This window comes from Enterococcus cecorum DSM 20682 = ATCC 43198, assembly GCF_000407565.1.
Classification (GTDB): domain Bacteria; phylum Bacillota; class Bacilli; order Lactobacillales; family Enterococcaceae; genus Enterococcus_E; species Enterococcus_E cecorum.
In genome coordinates this window covers 693,614-711,201 of record NZ_ASWI01000003.1, presented here as the reverse complement: position 1 = coordinate 711,201, position 17,588 = coordinate 693,614, and the positions used below count along the sequence as shown (strand labels likewise).

12 protein-coding genes are annotated in these 17,588 nt (G+C 31.9%); 3 read left to right on the top strand and 9 right to left on the bottom strand.

The annotated features are described in order from the left end of the window. The first annotated feature begins 33 nt into the window (after positions 1–33). On the top strand, positions 34–750 hold the full coding sequence (gene treR / locus I567_RS04250) for a trehalose operon repressor (RefSeq protein ID WP_016251015.1): 717 nt from the start codon (positions 34–36) through the stop codon (positions 748–750). 360 nt (positions 751–1,110) lie between these two features. Here treR and I567_RS04240 read toward each other — a convergent pair whose 3' ends face one another. From I567_RS04240 to I567_RS04225, 4 genes are read right to left on the bottom strand one after another with little or no spacing between them, the layout of a single operon-like run. Continuing rightward, positions 1,111–2,511, bottom strand: coding sequence for a glycoside hydrolase family 1 protein (locus tag I567_RS04240; protein ID WP_016251013.1), 1,401 nt, complete (start codon positions 2,509–2,511; stop codon positions 1,111–1,113). Between the two features lie 19 nt (positions 2,512–2,530). Continuing rightward, positions 2,531–3,880 carry a family 20 glycosylhydrolase gene (locus I567_RS04235; protein ID WP_016251012.1) on the bottom strand — a complete coding sequence of 450 codons (1,350 nt, stop codon included), beginning with the start codon at positions 3,878–3,880 and terminating at the stop codon, positions 2,531–2,533. A gap of 20 nt (positions 3,881–3,900) precedes the next feature. After that, positions 3,901–6,579 (bottom strand): alpha-mannosidase, encoded by a 2,679-nt coding sequence (locus I567_RS04230; RefSeq protein ID WP_016251011.1) that lies wholly within the window; start codon positions 6,577–6,579, stop codon positions 3,901–3,903. Between the two features lie 18 nt (positions 6,580–6,597). Continuing rightward, entirely contained in the window at positions 6,598–7,884 is a 1,287-nt protein-coding gene (locus I567_RS04225) for a glycoside hydrolase family 125 protein (protein ID WP_016251010.1), read from the bottom strand. Between the two features lie 146 nt (positions 7,885–8,030). On the opposite strand from I567_RS04225, the gene I567_RS04220 reads away from it, so the two are divergent. Both I567_RS04220 and I567_RS04215 read left to right on the top strand, forming a co-directional pair. Further along, positions 8,031–9,065 (top strand): GntR family transcriptional regulator, encoded by a 1,035-nt coding sequence (locus tag I567_RS04220; protein ID WP_016251009.1) that lies wholly within the window; start codon positions 8,031–8,033, stop codon positions 9,063–9,065. After that, on the top strand, positions 9,058–11,202 hold the full coding sequence (locus I567_RS04215; RefSeq protein ID WP_016251008.1) for a GH92 family glycosyl hydrolase: 2,145 nt from the start codon (positions 9,058–9,060) through the stop codon (positions 11,200–11,202). Before I567_RS04220 ends, I567_RS04215 begins: the two co-directional genes overlap by 8 nt. A 133-nt stretch (positions 11,203–11,335) precedes the next feature. Here I567_RS04215 and I567_RS04210 read toward each other — a convergent pair whose 3' ends face one another. From I567_RS04210 to I567_RS04190, 5 genes are all read right to left on the bottom strand, one after another. Next, positions 11,336–12,190, bottom strand: a complete 855-nt coding sequence (locus tag I567_RS04210; protein ID WP_016251007.1) for an ROK family protein — start codon at positions 12,188–12,190, stop codon at positions 11,336–11,338. 37 nt (positions 12,191–12,227) lie between these two features. Continuing rightward, on the bottom strand, positions 12,228–13,706 hold the full coding sequence (locus I567_RS04205) for a response regulator transcription factor (protein WP_016251006.1): 1,479 nt from the start codon (positions 13,704–13,706) through the stop codon (positions 12,228–12,230). After that, positions 13,699–15,384 (bottom strand): sensor histidine kinase, encoded by a 1,686-nt coding sequence (locus I567_RS04200; protein WP_016251005.1) that lies wholly within the window; start codon positions 15,382–15,384, stop codon positions 13,699–13,701. Before I567_RS04200 ends, I567_RS04205 begins: the two co-directional genes overlap by 8 nt. 13 nt (positions 15,385–15,397) lie before the next feature. Continuing rightward, complete coding sequence (locus I567_RS04195) at positions 15,398–16,033, bottom strand: YesL family protein (protein WP_016251004.1); 636 nt, start codon at positions 16,031–16,033, stop codon at positions 15,398–15,400. Positions 16,034–16,105: 72 nt separating this feature from the next. Beyond that, positions 16,106–17,575, bottom strand: a complete 1,470-nt coding sequence (locus I567_RS04190; RefSeq protein WP_016251003.1) for an ABC transporter substrate-binding protein — start codon at positions 17,573–17,575, stop codon at positions 16,106–16,108. Positions 17,576–17,588 lie beyond the last annotated feature (13 nt).

Below are 17,588 nucleotides of genomic sequence, written 5' to 3'. Positions count from 1 at the left end.
TTATGATGTACATACAAGTTAGAGGGGTCCTTGATGAAAATATATGAATTAATCTATCAACAATTAGAAAGTGAAATCTTATTGGGAAATTATCCCCCAGAAACCTTTTTACCAAGTGAAAGCCAATTAGCTAAGCACTTTGAAGCCTCACGCGATACGATTCGCAAAGCCTTGCAGCAATTGACCAACCATGGCTATATCAAAAAAGTTCAAGGTAAAGGTTCATTAGTCTTAAGAAGAGAACAGTTACGTTTCCCTGTTTCTGGTCTAACTAGTTATAAAGAGTTACAAAATGCCTATGGTTATGATAGCAGCACCCAAGTCGAAAGTTTAACCAAGCTAATTGTCAAAAAAGAACTAGCTGAAAAAACTGGCTTTGAAGAAAATCATGAAGTTTGGTCCGTCCTAAGAAGCCGTAAAATTGATGGGCAAAAGGTAATTTTAGATTGGGATTTGATTGCGCTAGAATTTGTGAAAGAGCTCGATACTGAAATTGCCAAAGATTCCTTATATGCATATTTTGAAAAACAGCTCGGACTAGAAATCTCTTTTGCTGAAAAAGAAATTACGGTTGATCCTGTTAAAACCTTGGATAAATTATATTTGGATTTAAATGAGCAAGATACCCACATTGTTTCGGTGACAAGTCGCGTCTTCTTAAAAAATATGCGGCAATTTCAATATACAGAAAGCCATCATCGCCTCGACAAGTTTAAATTTCATGATTTTGCTCGTCGCCACCAATTGTAAAAAAGTAGCTTTCTTCTATTGATATATCATAGAAGAAAGCTACTTTTTTATTTTTGAGCATTCATATATAAATCTGTTGCTTGACTCATCGAAAGCTTAAAGGAACAGCGAATACGTTTGATGGCTAAATCTTTATTTGGGCTCTTACGTATGATTTGGGAAATCAGGTGTTCATCTTGCCTCGACATGACTTTAGGCAGTGGTTTGCATCGCGTACTGAAAAACCATAGACCTATACCAACTAATAAACCGATTATGACAAAACCTAGCCACATCACACATCATCCTTTGCTTTTTATTTGATTTTAGCAAAAGAATCTTAAAAATGTATCCGCCTCCAGCATGATTTTTCCATAGATTTTAGGCTTCAAAACCATTTTTATCAGCCACTTGTTTGAACCAATGTCCAGATTTCTTAATTGTTCTTTTCCCATCATTGACCAAATCGACTGAGATAAAGCCATAGCGATTCTTATAGGCATTCAACCATGACCAGTTATCCATGCAAGTCCACATATGATATCCTTTACAATTGGCACCTTCTTGAATGGCTTGATGGACATATTTCAAATGATTTTGCACAAATTCAATGCGATAATCATCCTCAATTTGCCCTTCTTCATTGATAAAGCGTTCTTCACCTTCCACACCCATGCCATTTTCCGAGATATAACACGGAATATTGCCATAATTATCACGAACATTGATTAAGATATCATAAATCCCTTTTTCATATATTTCCCAACCACGGTAAGGATTCATTTTACGACCTGGCATTTCATAGTTATCAAAGAAATCATCAGGCATTGGATGATTCGGATCAACTTTTGATAAATTTTCCTTTGCTTTGATTCGGCGTGGTTGATAATAATTAATGCCTAGAAAATCAATGGTATTCTCTTTGAAAATCGCAGCATCTTCAGTTTTTCTTTCAGGTAGTAAATCTAATTGTTTGACCACTTCAATTAAATCTTGTGGATATTCTCCTTTGATGGCTGGTTCTAAAAATGAACGATTAAAGAAAGCATCGGCCAATTGACTCGCTTTGACATCTGCGGGATTGTTTTCATCACGAGGATAGCTTGGGGTAAGATTTAAAATAATCCCAATTTGACCACCTAGATTCATTTGATGATAAGCTTGAATTGCAAGGGCACTGGCTAAAGCTTCATGATAACCGACTTGAACAGCATGCTTCATATTAACCTCAGCTGGATAATGAAATTGATATAAATACCCACCTTCAACAGGCACAATTGGTTCATTATGGGTAAACCAATATTTCACCCGATCCCCAAACAATTCAAAACAAGTCTTCGCATAATTTACATAAGCCTCTACTGTTTGACGATTTAACCAACCACCTTGTTCTTGTAGTTTCATCGGCATGTCAAAATGATATAAATTGATAAAAGGCTCGATACCATTGGCAATGAGTTCATCAATATAATCATTATAAAATTGTACCGCCTTTTCGTTCACTTTCCCGACACCCTCTGGAATGAGTCGACTCCATTGAATTGAAGTACGAAACGAATTATGTCCGACTTGCTTCATTAATTGAATATCTTCTTTATATTTGGTATACACTTGTGAAGTCTTTTCTGGTCCTACTTGATTAAAAAAGGGTGTTGGATTTTGTTGATACCAATAATCCCAAATATTTTCGCCTTTACCATCTCCGGTTACGCGTCCCTCTGTTTGCGGACCACTAGCGGCTGACCCCCAAAAGAAATCTTGTGGAAATTGATATTTCGTCATTTTCTATCTCTCCTCGTTTCTAGCTTGTTATCTCACCTAATACATATTTTTTCCAAGAATTAAATAAAGGCAAATAGCATCGTTTACTGAGCTTATAGCCGCTTACTTTTTCGTTCATCGCAGCTAATAAATAAAATAGAGATTCGCATATTTCTTGACAAGATTGTTTATTCGGTTCATCTGCCCATACAGACAAGGCTACTCCAATCACCTGATTTTTGTTGTCCTTTTCAATATTTTGGTTATTTGCAAAGGTAAGAGTTTCGAAATTCTCTTGGATCTTTTCATAAGTAGGCAATGTGTAACTAGAGTTATTTCCTAAAACATAGTATAAATAATTATCATTGTGATTGATTACTTCGTATCCTAAAGATAAATATTTTTCGATTGGAGCCATATTTTTATTCCATTTAGTCCAATATGAAATTTGGCAATCACTAGTTAAACTTATTTTTTCCTCACGATTTAACCGATAAAATCCATCATTCCATACACGAACAATAAATCCTAAATTATTCATTTTTTGTATTAATTCATTAACATATAAAATGAATAACTCTATTCCACTCGCTTTATCCCCAAATTTACTTTGAGCTTCTTTTACCAGAGTAGGATAGTCTTCTAGCTTATCAAATTCAATAAACTCATCTGCACCAATATGAAAATATTTGCTTTGTTTAAATAGATTAGCATATTCTTGGTATATACTAAAAACAAATTCTACGGCTTCAGGATTCAATATATCTAAAGCGGTTTTGTCTCTAACTAGTTGATTTTCTTGTAGTTTCATCAATTGATATTCTGGATAATTCTGTAAAACCTTAGCAAGATGACCTGGGCTATCTATGTCAGGAATTATTTCAATATAATATTTTTGCGCATAATCAATGAGTTCTTTGATTTCACTTTGTCTCAAAAAATGATTAGAAACAATTTTTGGATATTTTTTTGATTCAATTCTAAATCCTTCATTCTCAGAAAAATGCAGCTGCAAATGAGTAAAATTGAAAAGAGCCATTACTTGAACCAAACTTTTCAAAATTGGTAATGAATAATATTTTCGTCCAATATCCAACATCAAGCAACGTTCATTCACATTAGGCGAGGAAACCTTTAGACCCTCACCTAATAAACTGTGAATGAGTAATTGCACCATGCTACGAAATAATATACGTTCATTTTTAGCTACAAGTTTTAAGCTATCATCTTGAAGGAAATTGAATTCTTCATCTAATCTAGCATTAATCTCTACATAGATAGATTTATCTGAGTCAATTAATCTATAACCAATTTCACTAAATAACATTTGAACACGATTAATTATCTTTTCTTCCTTTTCACCAACTGCAATAAATTTGATTGAAGTCATTCGTTGTGCCTCCATTCTATCTATATCTCCACAGTTCGAATTTCATATGCTTTCAACTGTTTTTTATTGTCGTCAATAGGTTCTTCTAGTAAATTTAAAGTTTGTTTAGGAACCTTTCCATCTTTAAATATCTCTAATCCAACTTCCTGATTTCCCAAATTATATCCTCTTAAAATCAAAGCATTGTCTTTTGATCTTCGTTTCAATGCGGTGGGTTCAAACATTAATCCTCGAATTTTAATAAATGTGTGACTCGTTTGTAATCTTCCCTCATGAATGCCCGTTTGTTTAGCAATAAAAGGGACCCCTAATTGATGTGCACGATGATAACTTTTTATTCTATCTAATTCATTTGCATGGAGTTCGAATGCATAATTAAAAACATGCTCTCCAATACATTGAGCATCTGGAGTTGGAAAATATCCCCAATCTCCCATTTCTCCCACACACCGTAATAAAGTTAAACAGATTTTATCATCAACTACTTCATATTCATTTAATCCGATATTAGAAATTGTTACTCCATGCTCATTATCGTGAATATTAACAAAAGATTGTTGATGCTGAGGGTTGGTAGGATTTTGCCAATAGTTAGAAACTTTATTAGGGCGAATAACTGTTTCGAATATACTATCTGCTTCATGGGTTTCTGAAATGATATTTGTTGGAAAAACAACTCTCAATCTATGATCTTTTGCAACATTATTTACTTTTGTACTAAAATGGATATTCTTGCTATTTTTAGATATTGAAATTTCTGTTTCAATTACATAAGAAACTTTTTTTTCAGATCTTTGCGCTTTTCTATATCTAAAATCAACAATTTTTTCTTGCTCTTCTTTTAATAACTTATTTGCAGATTCAGGGATTAGCATTTTATTTTTTAATATAATTTTTGCTTCCAATCCATTATCTTCAGCAACAATGACTTCAAACGGAAATTGTGTAGACAATATTGCCTGATCCTCAGATGGCTGCTTAAAAACATATTCATTGCCGATATCTCCAACATCTTCAAAAATTAGTAGATTACTCAAGGTTTTATTGGTTTGTTTATCGGTAATTTGTATACTACCCTGATTTTCAATTTTTAACTTAATAAACTCATTTTCTAGACCAAACCCATTATCTATTACCATTGACTCTTGATTAGATTCATAATCGGCTTTTACAAGTGCGAAACTCTCCCATGAAAATCCAGGCATTTGCTCCATCGCTACAGTTACTGTCACATATTTTTCCATATACGGTTCGCGAAATTTATCCTTTGGTAAATCGTAATTAAATCGTATTTTCTCATCCGATACAATTGCGGCCATTCTTTCGCCAAACTGGTTAATCACGTGATATTTTTTAGATTTCTTTTCTGATAGTTTATTATATCCATCTGTAGGATACAGAGAAGAAAAAGGAATTCTATCTACTTCAACATCAATTTTAGCTAAACCTGCTTTTTCTGTACCTGATGTATTAAAGACTACAAAAGGAAAACTATCTTTTGGAAATACACTAGTATCAATTTCAGAGACTAATTGATTTTTGGCCTCTTCTTCTACATATTTTCCTACTTCATTTGCTTTTTCGAACCGAGGAATCATCTCTCTACAAACTTCATCAACAGAACAACCGCAAATACTATCATGAGGATGATTTTGCATAAATGTTTTCCAAGCATGTGTTAATTGATCGGTTGGATATTTACCTGTAATCTCGTATGCCATCGAAGCCAATGGTTCAGCAATCTTTTCTAGTTGATGACTAACTTTAGTGTTCCATTGTTTTAAATACACTCTTGTAGAAGCTGTATTTGCTAGTGTGAACCATCCATCTGTTTCTTGAGAAGTAAGTTCTCCAAAAACATTCCCCACATTTTTCGGTAATTCTGCTTTTACAGCAGACAGATAATCAGTAAAATTAGAGTGAATAAAATCATAATCAGGATATAATTCATTAGCTAATTTGATTGCTTTTGTAATGTCCTTTTGAACTGGTTGATGATCCACACCATTCATCAAAAGTAAATGATTTGTTGAAGCATATTTTTCAGCATCCATTAATTTCTTATCCCAAAATTTTTTAGCTTTTTCAACACTTGTTGGAATTTCATTACCATTCGAATACCAATTAGCAAAAAGTATTCCTAAAATTTTAGATCCATCTGGACCTATCCAATTCATTTCAGAAAATTGAGAAGAATAGTTTTCATCTGATAAAATTTGATTATCAAACCCTATTGGCCGCACTCCTCTACCAAATGCGGCAGTCGTAATATTTACTTGTTGCATTAATTGCGGTGTTTGTCCCATATTTCCAAAAGTATCAGGAAAATACCCTAGCATTACAGGACTACCCCATTTTTGGCTTTCTTGCATGCCAATTAACATATTGCGAACATTAGACTCTGAACTTGTCAAAAAAGCATCCTGTAGTATATAAAAAGGCCCTATTTTCAATTTACCTTGGCGTATTGCTGACCTTAGCTCTTCTTCTTTTTCTGGTCGAACACTTAAATAGTCATCAATAATGATTGATTGCCCATCAAGATGAAAACTGTTAAATTCAGAATCTGTTTTGAATAACTCCAATAAATCATCAATCAGTTCAATTAATCTCATATGATGTTGCTCATAGGACATATACCATTCTCTATCCCAATGACTATGAGAAATAATATGAACTTTCTTTCTTGTTTTATTCATTTTATGATTACACTTCCTTTATTTCATCACTCTAATATCAAAATAATCCATAACCAGTTCGCAAAACATCATGTTCGCCCATGAGAACCATTCACGAGTATAATTATTCGGATTATTAACATCAAATCCTTCGTGCATAAAATGTGTCCCCGCATCAGTTGCTACCAATAAATCCAAAATTTTTTCTTTTTCTAATTTATCGTTAGTTGTTAAGCCTTCCATTGCAATCGCTATCGGCCAAACATAGTCTTTAGGTGTATGAGACGATCCTATCCCTTTCGCGTATAATCCTTCATAAAAATAAGGGTTCTCTTTACTTAAAATTGTTTTACGAGTTGCTAGATAAATCGGATCATCAAACGTACAATACCCTAAATATGGCGCTGAAAGTAAACTAGGTACATTACTATCATCCTGTAATAGTGTCCCTCCTAATCCATCTACTTCATATGCATAAATGGTTTGCCCTTCTTTATTTTTTATACATCCATAGTCTAAAATTCCTTGATTAATTTCCATTTTCAATTTTTTCGCTTTTGTTGCAATTTCGCTATTAGGAATAATAATAGTAAATATTTCTTCAATGTAACCCAATATAACAACAGCAAACATATTCGATGGAATCAGATAACCATATTGGCAAGCATCATCACTTGGTCGAAATCCTGACCATGTCATTCCCGTAGGATTTACATCAGTACCTTTTCCCTCATTAACTAAAGTATCTTCTTTACGAGTAGTTGTCCGTTGGAATCTGTATGAAGATGAATGATGATCTTGTTCTAAACTAAACACATTCAATATTTTAATGATTCCTTCTTTAAAATCTTCATCAAAATGTGATTCAGATCCCGTATTCTTATACAATAAGTACGCTAATTGAACAGGATAACAAAGAGAATCAACTTCATACTTACGCTCCCAAATCCAGCCGTTCATTTCAGTATCATCACTTTGATGTCCAAAACCATTATCACATTCATTAAAAGCGTTTGCATAAGGATCTAAATTAATATATTTAAATTGTCTTTTTACTAAACCAGATATCATTTCTTCAATTTCTTTATCATGTTTAGCCAAAACTAAATATGGACGAACTTGGGCTGTAGAATCACGCAACCACATAGCTGGAATATCTCCAGTTAAAACGAATGTCGTACCATCATTTTGAGGCTTAACTGTCGTAGTTAATGTATTAGCAAAAGAAGCTTCAAAATTCACTGCCCAATCCACATGTTTTTCTCCACATTTTTCTACGATTTTTTTAATAAGAATCGCAGCACTATTAGGTATATCTTTTTTCATAGAAAATCCTCCTTGTCACTATATATGATATATCTTTTTTGTTAATTTTAACTTATTTTTCCATATATGTCTATCTATTTTTCTATTTACAAGTAAAAAAATATATATTAAACTATATTTGATATATCAAATGTTGGAGGAATAAGATGGAACCCTTATACTTAAAAATATTAAATGATTTGAAAAAAAAGATTTTTGATGGTGAGTTACGTCCTGGGGACCAACTACCAACAGAAAAAGAGCTATCAGAAACATATAAAGTAAGTCGCATCACTTCAAAACGAGCTTTAAGTGAATTAGAAAAAAATGGATTAATCGAGCGCACGAGAGGAAAAGGAAGTTTTGTCAAGAAATTAGAAAACAAAGTAACTAATAAAAAGATTTTGCTAGTATTACCTTTTACTGATGATTTTGCTTTAGGTAATTTATCAGGAAGCATATTATCTGTCACTCAAGAAGCGAATTACGAATTATCAATTGTTACACATAATTATTTAAATGATATTACTATTACTGAATTACAAAATAACTTTGATGGAATCATATACTACGCGAATAATGACAATCAGCATTTAGATTTATTATTCACACTAAACCAGACAAATTTTCCTACAATATTATTAGATAAAGAAATTCCAGATTTAAATCTCCCAACTTTTTTATCTGATAATTTTGCTGGTGGCATAGCAGCTACAAATTACTTCGTTGAACTAGGACATAAAAATATTGCCTATTTATTTGGAAATCATGAACATCCTCAATCTGCTAGACAACGATATTTAGGATATATCCAAAGTATCATAAATAATACTCTTCCTTTCCACACAGCATATAATGAAGATATTTATGACGAAAAAAAATTAATTAAATATATACACAAAAATCATATTACAGCGATTGTTTGTGAAAATGATGTTGTAGCAATTCAATCAATGCGGCATTTAAAAAATAATAAATTATCTATCCCAGATGACTTATCTATTATAGGATTTGATGATATCCAAGCAGCACAACTTGTTGATCCCCAACTAACAACTATTTCACAAGATTTTCATACCATCGGAAAAAAAGCCGGCCAGGCCATACTCCAATGGATTGAAACAAAACAGAAACCAAGTGGTCAAAAAGTCCCAATTCACTTAATAATTAGGGAATCTACTAAGGAGGCAACTAATGATTAATAAAATAGATACTCGACATGGAACTGCTAATCAACAAAGCTTTTCAAATGGTAATTGTCTACCCTATACAGGCGTCCCTTTTGGAATGAACTATTTTTCTATTCAAACAAGTAATGAAAGAGGAAGTTGGTGGTTTCATCCAGAAGAGCATATCTTCCAAGGCTATCGATTAACCCACCAGCCTAGTCCCTGGATGGGCGATTTTTCTCATTTGTTATTAACTCCATTTAGTGGTGAATTAACTGACCCATCAATATTTAAAGTACAAAGCAGTTATCGGCCAGATGAAGCTTTATTCAAACCATTTGAAATCAATATTTCTCAATTAAGATACCAAATAAGTTCAAAATTGGTTCCAAGCATGTATGGTGCTATATTAGAAATAAACTATACACATTCAAAAAATGGTTTACTGCTAACATTACCCGGACTAAAAAAATACAAACAGCTTAATGAACATGAATTGGTGATTAGTATCGTAAATTTTTCTGATTGCGAAGATTTGGATTTCACTTTTTACTTATCCCTACATTTCGATAATCCTTTTCAAAATATCGAATGCTTCACTTCTGATGATGAAAACGACTATCTAATCATCCATTTTGAGAATATAAATCATCAAATATTACATCTGGGAACATCATTTATCTGTTTCGACCAGGCAATATTAAACAGAAAACGTGAGCAACATTTACACATAGATCATTTTCGAAATAGCAGCGTAAATCAATGGAAACAATACTTTGATAAATTTCAAGTAGAATTTTCGGATTCCAATCATGAAAAAACATTCTATCATAATTTATATCGATTATTGTTATTTCCACAAACATTTTATGAAATCAATGATGAAGGAAATAAGATTCACTACGATACAACTAGCAAATCAATTAAATCTGGTATTCTATACACAAACAATGGATTTTGGGATACTTATAAAACAGTCTATCCTTTATTCTCACTTTTTTTAAGAGAAAAATACGAAGAAATACTTGAAGGAATTCTTAATAGCTACAAAGAAGCTGGATTCTTGCCAAAATGGTTGTCCCCTGATGAGAGAGGGTTAATGCCTGGAACTTTAATTGACGCGGTTATTGCAGACGCTGCAGTTAAGGGGATAAAACTAGAATTAATGCCTGATTTTCTAAACGCAATGATTAAATCTGCTACTACTCAAAGTAAAAGTAAAAAATATGGACGCCAAGGTGCGCTAGAATATTTGAAATATGGATATGTACCTAGTAACTTTTCAGAGTCAGTAAATCATACACTTGATTATGCCTATAGTGACTATTGTATTAGCAAAGTTGCTGATGTATTAGGAATGAAGGAAGTTTCACAGTATTATGCGGACCAATCATTAAATTATAAAAATATCTTTGATAAAGAGCACAAGTTTATGCGTGCAAAAGATATTAATGGTCAATTCCGTACAGATTTTTCTCCAATCAGCTGGGGAAAAGATTACGCTGAGGGAAGTGCTTGGCAAAGTAGTTTTGCAGTTTATCAAGATTTTAATGGCTTGATATCTATTTTTGGTGGTAAGGAGGCATTTACGGAAAAGCTTATCAATCTTTGTAATCAAGAACCAATCTTTGATGTTGGCGGCTATGGATACGAAATTCATGAAATGAGCGAAATGGCTGCAGTAGATTTCGGACAACTTGCTATTTCTAACCAGCCTAGTTTCCATTATCCATTCCTATTTAATTATATTGGTAAGCCTGAGATGGCCCAACCATTAATAAAAAATCTTTTAACGCAATGTTTTAATGCTAGTTATCGAGCTTATCCTGGTGATGAAGACAATGGGAGTATGGCTGGGTGGTATATATTCAACGCTCTTGGTTTTTATCCAGTTACTCCTGGAAGTGGAGAATATGTCATTGGTATGCCACTAATAAAAGAAGCACATTTAAAACTTTCAAGTGGAAATATCTTAACTATTCGTACTAATAAGAACAAGCCTCAACATCAGTTCATCCACGAAATATACCTAAAAGACAAACGATATCAAAAATTGTACTTTACACACAATGAATTGATGGAAGGCGGTGAAATATTCTTTGAACTAGGGACAGTCCCCCATCCGAAGAAATATCAAAAATCTGACTTGCCTTTTTCATTATCTAAATAGATACTTCCCGTTTACCTACACTAATTATAATGATATAACGTTAAACACCCCCACCTACTATTCAATACACCTATTTTTGAACAGTAAGTGAGGGTGTTATTTTATCTAATTTTGTATTGATTATCTAAAAACTTTATGTAAAAAGTAATTCATAATTTATTGCTGCACCAATTAAATTCGCATCATTTCCATATTTACATGCTACTACTTGGGGCATAATATCATCTATCTTTTCTATTTTTAATAGTTTTTGAAGTCTTACACTAATATTTTCAATTAATATTGCTTGAGTAGAAACGCCTCCGCCAACAATAATTATTTCAGGATCCAAAATGACCTGTATATTGTACAAAGCCTGAGCAATTCCATCATACATTTGATTTAAATAGTCTTGAGCAACTGCATCGCCAGCATTTGCTAATTCAAATAATTTTTTCCCATCGATTTCAGTTCCTGTAGCTTCCGAATATTCTTCAGCCTTATGGACAGCAGTTGCTAAAAGACTGAGTTTTTTACTTGCATATGGTTTAATTAATCCAAATTCTCCCCCAAATAGATGGCTTCCTTTGTACACCTTCCTATTGATAAATATTGAACCGCCTATTCCTGTGCCAATGACAATAAATATGCTGTTATTTACGTTTTTTCCAACCCCCAAGCTCATTTCAGCAATGCCTGCACAAACAGCATCATTTTCAATTGATACAGGTAGCTGTAAATACTCTTCCAGTTGCTGAAGAATGGGACGATTATGCAAATAACTTATTGCACTTACACCTTCAATACAGCCTTTTTCAACATTCACTGCCCCTGGGGAACTAATCGCAACCCCTTCAACATTATCATACCTACCTACTATTTCTTTCATTTTAGCAATGAATTTTTCAAAACAATCTGGAGTGCTAAAATTTCCCCGAGATACTAATTGATTTTCTTTCCATCCTGCATACTTTATACTTGTACCACCTATATCGAATACGACTATCAATAGAATCACTTCCTTATTATATTTTTATATTGATTCTCTACAACTCAGTATATCCATCCTTATATTCTTCTCGAAACTCTTTAGGTGTTATTCCATTTAATTTTTTGAACATTTTAGAAAAATAGTTTGTATTATTATACCCAATCTCTTCTGAAATCTCATTTATATTAAAATTACTATTTAACAGGAGATACTGAGCCCTTTTTATTCTAATTTGATTTAGATATTGTGAAAAACTGTATCTAATTTCTTTTTTAAATACTTGACCAAGATATACTGCATTAACATGTAATTGATCAGCCACGCTTTTTAAAGTAAGTTCTTCTCGATAATTTTTTTGAATGATTTCAATTACACTTTTTGTAAGCAATGAAAAATGAGTATCCTCACCTTGATAAGCCGCACCGTTCAATAATTCTTCAAGTAAACGTTTCAATTCATAAACAGTATTACTACTACGGATTTTTTCAATAGTTTCTTCATATATTTCTCTACTAATTGTAGGATATTGTCGAAACATATCATTAAAGAGTAAAAATGTAATATATCTTGCATTCTCTGGTGGCACTTGCTGATTAACTACACGTTCAAATATACTATCTAGTTCCTGGGAAATTGTTTTTGTATCCCCTATCATTAGTGACTTATTAAACGAAAGAAACGAAAAGTCATCTCTAACAAGTTCAGAATCAATCCTATTCGAAAAATTTGGCAATAAGTCAGGATAGAAATTTCTTATTTCTTCTAATTGTGAGACTCTTGAATAACTTTCATATAGATTTTCCCAATCAACAATTGTTTCACCAACATATATTTGAATTGATTTTTCATATTTTCTTCTTATATTAGATAAATAGGTATTTAAGGCCGAGACTTTCCCGATAAAGATTATTAGCAGTTGATTATGTTGTTGAATACCTCCAGAAATCATTAACGGCTGTCCAAATTTTTGTGTGAATTCTATTATTGAAAGTAATTCATCTTGATTGCCCTGAATTTTCAATGTCGTAAAAGGACCTTTGCCGCTTATGTGAAAGTCCAATAATAGCCTCTCAAATTCACTCTCATTCAACTCGTCGTTTATCCACCTAATCAATTGGTTTTCACGTATCAAATGTTCTTGATTTTGACGCTGAGCTAATTTATCAAGCTCTTTTTTAATTTTTAAAACTATTTCTGCTAACTCTTCTTTATCTACAGGTTTTAAAAGATAATCTTTCACTCCAAGTCGAATACCTTCTTTAACATAATCAAATTCTTGATATCCGGATAAAAAGATTGACATAAATTTTTTGCCTTGTTGTTGCGCGGTATTTATCATCTCAATTCCTGTCATTTCCGGCATAGTAATATCACTAATCACCAAATCAACATGATTATCAGCCAAATAATCCAGCGCTTCCATTGCTGTTCTAGCAGTCTTTACAAATTCAAAACCTAAATCATTCCAAGGAAGAAGAAATTTTAATCCTTCTAAAATCATATATTCATCATCTACAGCCAAGATTTTATACAAAATATTCTCCTCCTTTAATCACTAATGTTACAGTCGTTCTTACATTTTCAATTGAATGAATATTCATGAAGAAATTTTCATTGAATGTATTTTTTAAACGATCATAGACATTATGCAAACCAATTGAATTTTGATTTTCATCAGCTCTCTGAGTTAATTTTTCACGTATCTCCTTTAATCTTTCTTCTGAAATTCCTTTTCCATTATCAATAATTTGAATAATAATATCCTCATCCACCAACATTGCCTTTACACTAATAGCATTATCATTTCTTGTATAATCTACACCATGTACAAAATAATTTTCAATTAATGGTTGAATAGTGAATTTAGGAACAATTAATTTTTCAAGCTTCTCGTCTAATACAAAATTATACGCAACTCTATCAGGATAACGCATTTGATATAAATATACATATTTTTCACAGAAAAACAGCTCTTTTTTTAAAGTGGTAGTTTTTTCTTGATTCGTATTATTTCTAAGTAAAGCAGAAAATGCATAAACAACATCAGCCAATTCATTCTGTTGTTTACTTAAAGCATACATTCGAATATATTCCAATGTATTATATAAAAAATGTGGATTAATTTGTGCCTGTAATGCTCTCATATGTGCATCTCTTTGTTTTATTTCAAGTTCATAATTTTCTTGGATATACTGATCTAAACTCTCAATCATAAAATTAATTGCTTGTGATAAATCCTCTAGCTCATCCTGAACTTTCGATACATCTATTCTCTCTTTTAAATTTCCTTCAGCAACACTATGTGTAATACCTTCAATCATGGAAACTTGATTAAAATATCGTTTAAATGTATGATTTAGCGTGATTAATAAAATTCCAGCAAGCAATACTCCGAATAATATAATAATCGTAAAAAATTTTACATTTTCTGACCATAGTCTTTTTTTACTTGCAAGTATTACATAACACAAATCTTTACTACTATGACTTTTTAAAACATAGAATTTTTTGCTGATTTCATCTGGTATATTATTTCTACGTAAAAAATGCGCGATTATTTTTTTATATTGTTTATCATTCAAAAAATTTTGAGTTGAAAACATCATTTGATTTGAATTATCAAAAATAAATGCTTCCATTCCGTTCAATTCCATCATATGTTCAAAAGTACCTAAAACAGACTTTTGTGAGAAAACGACTGATAACTCACCTACATGTTCGAATCCAAATGGACTAATTATTGATTTTTTCATAACAAACCCTTGCTCATGTGGAATTTGTCCATATTCTTTTCTACCCATAGGATTTGATTTATCTGCGACTAAATACTTAGAAGATTCTTCAAGTTTTACATAAACTTTATCTAAATCATTAAATGCACTAAAAAAAACAGGAACTGTCTCCGAAATTCTGGTATCTCGTTTATAAGCTAGCCAAGAATCTTGCGTGTATGAAAAATAATCAGATGCAGACATATTTAAATAAGCACGCATATTATCAATAGCAGTATTAGAGCCTGCTAATTCCATATAAATAAAATTTAGCGCATCATTATTTGCTTCAACTGAATTTTGTATACGCTTCTCTAAATCTTCCATATTGGTTACCATCTTACGATAATTTGTATCCGCTGTATATAAACAAAGTCCCACTACCGTTAAAAAGATGACACCCACTAACAAAACAGCATAAATTTGCATGAGACGATTCATTAAGTATTCTCTTTTAAAAATTTGCTTTATAAGCTTCTTCATTCTCTTCCAACTTTCTTGAAATAATCTCACGTTTTTCTTTAGTGGAAAATTCACTCCATATAGCTATTAAAGCAAAAGTAGCAAATAACAGCAACCCTTTAAAATTCCAAGTAATAAAAATAATTGTAATAATCCCAAGAATTATTTTCAAAAATCCAAAAAAGTTAAAGAATACACTAATGAATGACAATTTAAATAAATTAATTGTTGATATATCATATTTACTTTCATATTGAACTAAATATAAATACATCACCATTATCAACAACAAAATAAATACCATTATGATATCTGCTATAAACCAAACTAACCCTTTCATCTGAGTGGATAAAAATAAATTATATACTACTAAAATTGTTAATATTTCCATAATAAAAAAATGCAGATTACTTCTTCTAAAATTATATTTCCAATTTATGTAATAGTTACTTAAGGTCATATTTTGATAATCCAAACCATATTCAGATAATAAGTCCACCATCGTTTGAAAGGATGGTCCAATCCCAAGCAAAATACCTCCCATTAAAGAAAATAATAAAAAAAACATATTCAACTTAATAATAGTCCAAATGAAATAAAATCCTCGTTGTATGCCACTGCTCACCATATATATCACTTCTTTCAGATTATTGCCATAAAAGAGCGTAGAACATGATTCTACGCTCTAAAATTAGCAATACTATTTGCTATTTTCAATAAATTCATCTAATTGTTTTTGAATATCTTTTTGAACATCATCCCATCCAGCTTGTTTTAACTCTTTAACTAGCTCTGGAATTGTTGTTTCAGGATCAATAGAACCAGTATTTAGGTTTGCTTTATATCGATTCATCACATTCATAATATTGGATAACTGAGTTTTAACTTTATCGGTTTTAGCATTGAAACCTAAAATAGGAGAAGTTTTTGCTTTTTCAATACTTTCATCGCGTTCCTGTACTTGTTTTTCAGTAATAGTATCTTGAGTATATAAAATCATATTATTACCAGTATTCCAAGCAGCCATATGTTGATTTGCTTTATATCCTGAAAGTAATTTAACTTGATTATCACCTACTTTTTCCCAAGCCTTACCTTCCACACCATACACAAGCCCATTTAATAATTCTGGATCAGTGTTAAGTAAATTTAGAAATTCTACAGCTTTTTCTTTATTCTTTGAAGTATTCGAAACAACAAAGTTTGCCATTTGTGCTTGGCTTGTCGTTTTAACTTGCTCTGTTAAAGGTCTTGAAGTTAAATCTTGTTGTGCTGCATTACGCAAAATTGTATCACCATAATCCATTGGTCCTTGAGTTTCTTCACGCATGAACCAAGTATTACCTTCTAATGGAAATCCTGTTGTATTTGTCGCTGCATCAGTTGGTATCAAACCTTCTTTATACCATTGATGTAATGTTTTTAGACTTTCTTGAAAATCTTTATCTTCATACTGATTAATAATCACTGGCTTATCATTACTATCTAATCGAACAGCAAATGGATAGTCTTTGCCTAAAGGATAGTCCATATTTGCTGAAGCATTGAAGTTTTGTCCTATAGCAAAAGCAGCAATTTTAGGTTCCTTCTTATGAAATTCGCGTAAAATTTCTGTAGCAGATTGATAAGATCCGTCTACTTTAGAAATATCTAAATTATATTTTTTAACATATTGGTCATTAAAAGTTAATACTTGTTGCCCCCAAGCATTTCCGTAAACTGGAATGGCATATAATTTTCCATCAACTTCATTACCTTTGATGTACATTTCTGGCAACTGATCTAAATAATCTTTAGCGTATTTCTTAGATAACTCTGTTAAGTCTGCAAAAGCACCTTTTTGAGCATTAGCAACATAATGATAAGCGAATGCAATATCATAGCTTTCACCGGAATTAATTATTGTAGGCATCTTTTTATCCCAGTCACCCCATCCAATATACTGGATATCAACAGTTACACCAATTTTATCTTTGATACGCTTATTAGCAATTTTCATTAATTCATCAAAATTTTCTGGTTTATCACCAACTTGATACATCAGTAAAGATTTAGAATCTCCAGTTTTTGTATCCTTTGATGACGACTTATTTTGATTCCCACAAGCAGCTAAACTAATAGCAAGTAAAGTAGCTGCACTAACACCAATAAATTTTTTCCAAGTCTTCATTAGAAAACCTCCT